5 protein-coding genes and 1 pseudogene are annotated in these 4,467 nt (G+C 59.7%); 5 read left to right on the top strand and 1 reads right to left on the bottom strand.

All coding sequences use genetic code 11. From position 1 onward, the window contains the following. Positions 1-460 (top strand): IS66 family transposase (locus BSU04_RS42035; protein ID WP_144021522.1); only part of this gene is annotated, 460 nt, incomplete at its 5' end. 130 nt (positions 461-590) lie between these two features. On the opposite strand, the gene BSU04_RS46105 is transcribed toward BSU04_RS42035, so the two are convergent. Continuing rightward, entirely contained in the window at positions 591-824 is a 234-nt protein-coding gene (locus BSU04_RS46105) for a hypothetical protein (protein ID WP_144021521.1), read from the bottom strand. Positions 825-1,674: 850 nt separating this feature from the next. Between BSU04_RS46105 and BSU04_RS42025 the strand changes: the two genes are divergently transcribed. The 4 genes and pseudogenes from BSU04_RS42025 to istA all read left to right on the top strand — a co-directional run. After that, positions 1,675-2,088 (top strand): hypothetical protein, encoded by a 414-nt coding sequence (locus BSU04_RS42025; RefSeq protein ID WP_089166095.1) that lies wholly within the window; start codon positions 1,675-1,677, stop codon positions 2,086-2,088. A 426-nt stretch (positions 2,089-2,514) separates the two neighbouring features. After that, positions 2,515-2,768, top strand: a pseudogene (locus BSU04_RS49230) (IS1634 family transposase); the annotation flags it as partial. A 627-nt stretch (positions 2,769-3,395) separates the two neighbouring features. Next, positions 3,396-3,569: a hypothetical protein gene (locus BSU04_RS46935; protein ID WP_179258621.1), complete on the top strand. Its 174-nt coding sequence runs from the start codon at positions 3,396-3,398 to the stop codon at positions 3,567-3,569. 86 nt (positions 3,570-3,655) lie between these two features. Continuing rightward, the coding region (gene istA, locus BSU04_RS42010) for an IS21 family transposase (protein WP_144021519.1) at positions 3,656-4,467 on the top strand (812 nt) is incomplete at its 3' end.

Below are 4,467 nucleotides of genomic sequence, written 5' to 3'. Positions count from 1 at the left end.
CCGAGAGGACATCGCCCGCGTGCGCGGCGAGATCTGGTCGCTCTACGCCGACCTGAAGGACTACAAACAGCACCCCACTGCGAAACGCAAACGAGAATTAGCAAGACGCTTTGACACGGTCTTCATCCAAAAGACCCTCTATGCGACGCTCGATCGTTTGCTCAGACGGATTCACATGAACAAGTCCGAGTTGCTGCTGGTGTTGGAGCGTCCTGAGGTCCCGCTGCATACCAATGGCAGTGAGCGCGACATTCGCGATCAGGTCAAAAAACGAAAGATCAGTGGCGGCACGCGCAGCGAGCTCGGCCGACAATGCCGCGATACGTTCTCGAGTCTAAAGGCGACATGCCGCAAGCTGAACATTTCGTTCTGGGAGTATCTGACAGACCGCATTTCTTGCAGCGATCAAATTCCCCTCCTGCCTCATCTCCTCGAACAACGCATCGCCCTCTCTGCTTGAACAGCATGCTGGCGCTCGCCCCGGGTTATTGAGAAGTTACGAAATTGGTGTTCGGTTTTCGGTCTACGGCTGGATTGCCCGGACGAGCGCGAGAGCACGCTCGTGCGTGGGCTCGGGAATAGTGGTGAACTCAAAAGAGGGCGCGTCGGGGCCGGCGTTTGGTGGGAGATACCGTGCGAGGAACCGACACCCAATGCGACAGCGAATACCAGATCGATAAAACCCAGCGCGTTCCAAACCAGGTTGACGTGCGCCACGCGGGCCCCTTGATCGCGGCGAGATACGCGACAGGCAGCGCCGTGACACCGATCAGCACGTCACCCCGGCCGGCGGTGAGCGCGAAGCGCGCTGGTTGTCGGGTCAAACATGAAATGCTCGACGATTTCCTCCGGCGAGAACTCGAAAATCCGTCGGTCCCGACGCGCTTTGCGTAAGTCCTTCAGATAACTCATCGGCCGTTGCGATCCTCTGTTACAACTCCTTTCTGAACGTAATCGCGTTTCCCGCAGCCTAAGTTATAAGGTTGCAAGCTTCGGCTTGCTTGCGCTTACCGTGCTCAACTTGCTGTGCGCGCCGCTGATTCGACGCTTGGCCTCGTCGCGGTTGTTCTCGGTTTGCTGCCGGTTCGTTACGAATTCCGTTGTACTGCAAAGACCACGGGGCTGCCACGTGGCCGCTCAAACGACGGCGCCGAACACAAATCTCAAACGACCAATGCGCCTCAAACCGCGGGACAGCGCGTCTGATAAGCGTCAGTCGCGAGTCTGCCGAAAAGCAGGCAGTAGAAGCCGGCCAAGCGCCGGCTTTTTTTGTCTGGCATCCGAAAAAAATGGCCGGAACCGAAGCGGAGCGGGCTGACTGCAGTCGACCGCCGAGCTAGCGAAACGCTGAGTTGTTCCTGATCCTGGAATCGAGGGCAAGGCGCATTGCCCTCCCCCGCTCCATTGTGGCGAGCGCGTACAACAATCCGCCATCTTGTATTTTTTGCCCGTCGCCATATAGGGATCGCATAGGTCGGCCACACCCCCTCCCGCCCAACGTGAGGTTCGAGTGACTGCCCTTGGTAGCCTTTCGGCGAAGTCATCGCCCCTGCTGATGAAGACTGATTGACCGGGGCTCATCTTCCTCGATGAGCTTTTTTCTTCCGCGAGGCGTCCGTGTCGTTCCCGAGTTGGACTGTACGCGGACAGAACGCTATTGATACTGGAGGACTAATGTCGGTCGTAACCGAACAAATCAGCTTCGTGCTGGCTAACCGCGAAGATGGCGATGCCCTCATCGCACGGAACTTCGGGATTTATCTTGAGGCGCTCCAGGACCCGGACCATTTTGCGTACTCGCGTGAGATGCGACCGCGCTTCGTCGACGCCATGCTGGATTACGCAGGATACCTCGGGCACGAACGCACCAACGAGCTTCTTAAGAAACGCTTCGAGGCCCCGGACGGCGCGGTGACTATCGAGGCGCTGCGCTTACATCCCTCGGACATCGAAGAGAAGATCGAGGATGCGCCGATTGGCGGCTACGAGCTCAAGCTTGCGCTCAAGCAGGCCCCGAGCGACGGTGACCGCGCTGCCATCGACGCGGTGCTGAAGAAGCTTGGATTGTACGTGGCGCGGGCTAGCTAACAAGATAGCTCAATATTTGATTCGAAGGCCCAGGGCTTCATCCAACCCCGAGCCTCTTTAAATCTTCTGAGCCGCCGCCAGATGTGCGGGCCGAACTGAGCGAGCAGCTCGAGGAACCAAGCTTGAGCTGGGAGGGTTCGCCGCAGAGGCGGATCAACATAGAACCTGACTCTGGAGTCCTCGAGCACCGCCTTTGCCCTAAGTGTGGCGGGCAAAGGCACCGCGCTAGCCAAGTGCAGCTTCAATTCGTACCATCAAATAGAACCATTTCGCACGAGTCTTCGACAGCACCCGCAGGCCTATGCGAATCCGACAGGCTTCCAACCCGTAGACCGGTCGGGTAGCAGCGACGCATTGCTGCGCCGCAGCCTCAGAACCGTGCATGCAGTTTTGGCCGCACACGGCTCAAGCTTTCAAAGCCCCATTGCTGAAACCGGCTTCACTGCTGTTAGTCCGAGGCACGTCGTGGAGCGGGCCTTCCGTTCGCTGAAGACGGTCGATCTGCAAGTGCGGCCCGTGTTCCATTGGAATGCCCAGCGCGTGCGCGCTCATGCCATGACCTGGCCACGCTCACTTACAACGTCTGCCACACGCCTCTCAATCCGAACGCCACGATCGTCATGTCTACCCGGCCCACGCCCGTTCAGGAAAAGGCCTTCCGCCTTCTGAACGTCAGCCCCGATCTCCTGCGCCAATTGCACCGTGACTTTCTTGCCCAGGAAGCCGGCTACTTTCCCGGCGTGCGCGGCCAGCACCGCCTGACGCGACAGCACGTCGTACAGCGGCACCAGCGTCTGTTGGCTGCGGAACATCAGGTCAGTGGAATACTCGGCCTGCCGCAGGCTCCAGTGGTAGGTCTGGCCGAACACGTCGAGCACCGGGCACAGCCACTGCGCGTAGCGGTCCAGCCGCTCATGCAGCATATCGGGGCTGAGCGCGTCGGCGATGGCCTGTGCGCGGTCCACGTCGGCAATGCGCAAAAAGGCGTTGTCGGCCTGCACGAACTCGATGGCCTCGCGCTTGAGCGCACGGGCCACGGCGCTGTGGCCATTGCAGTAGAACTGCAAGCCAAACGGCGCCCAGGTCGGCACCCTCAGGTAGCACAGTCCAAGTTCGTCATCGATGAAGTAGAAATAGTAGTGCAGGCACTTGCCCGTCTCGGGGCGCAGGTAGGTCTTGCCGCTGCTCTTGTCGTGCCAGGGCTTGTAGCTCGGGCAGGCCTCCATCGCCGAGATGACGTGCACCAGCCCGGGTGCATCGCCACGCGCCTGCAGCACGCGTGCCACCAAGTCTTCCTTGCTGTGGATGTGGCTCTTGTTGACGTGCTCGATCTCGATGCCGGCGGCAGCGCAGACCTCTTGCGAGCGCCCACGGATGCGTTCGCGCAGCGGTTCGGCGAATCTGGCTGGACTGCGACAATCAGCATGTCCGGCGTAGCGACAATCATCTTGTCCGGTAGTCCGGAGTCGAAGGCGGCGTAGCCGCCGTAGGCGACGGGCTGCCGGAAGGCGCCTGGTCGGCGGCAGAATAGGATGGGTGGCTAAAAGCTAAAAGAAGCAGTCAGCCCATGTCTGGAACCCGCATCACCGATCGACAGGTCCGCCTTTACATGACTAATCGTAAAAGTCACACGCAAGAAACCGGAGCTGCGAAGTCGGGCATGAGCGAGCGCACAGCTCGGCGCATCGAACACGACGGCAAGCTTCCATCGCAGACTCCTCGGCGCTATTGGAGATCGCGCCCCGATCCATTCGCCGATGTATGGGAGAGTGAAGTCGTGCCGTTGCTGCGCAGTGTCCCCAAGCTGAAGGCGATCACGCTGCTGCGCAAACTGCAGGAAGACTATCCGGAACGGTTCCCGGACAGTATGCGTCGCACGCTGGAGCGGCATATCAGCCAATGGCGCGCGCTCGAAGGACCCAGCAAGGAGGTGTTCTTCCCTCAAACCTACCAGCCCGGAGTGCGAGGATTGTCCGACTTCACGCACATGGAGAAACTGCGTGTGACGATCGCCGGTGTTGCCTTCGGACATTTGCTCTATCACTTTGTGCTGGCGTTCTCGCGCTGGGAATACGCCAGCGTCGTTGACGGCGGAGAGAGTTTCCAGGCGTTGGCAGCAGGATTGCAGAACGCTTTATGGCAGGCCGGCGGCTGCCCCAGCGAGCACCGCTCCGACAGTCTGTCGGCAGCTTTTAAGAACCTTCAGGAGAAGGACGACTTTACGGTTCGCTACGCGGCGTTACTTCGGCACTATGGCATGGAAGGCACGCGCAACAATCGTGGCTTGGGGCACGAGAATGGCAGCGTGGAATCCTCGCATCGCTATTTGAAGGACGCAGTTGATCAGGCGTTGGAGTTACGTGGTCATCGCGATTTCGA

Origin of the sequence: Caballeronia sordidicola, from assembly GCF_002220365.1 — a bacterium.
In the GTDB taxonomy this organism is placed as follows: Bacteria; Pseudomonadota; Gammaproteobacteria; order Burkholderiales; family Burkholderiaceae; genus Caballeronia; species Caballeronia sordidicola_C.
The sequence above is the reverse complement of the archived record's forward strand: the minus strand, read 5'-3'. Positions and strand labels throughout refer to the sequence as shown.

Excerpts from the sequence above, each read along its gene's own strand:
- BSU04_RS42025 (WP_089166095.1), top strand. The coding sequence starts at position 1,675 with ATGTCGGTCGTAACCGAACAAATCAGCTTCGTGCTGGCTAACCGCGAA.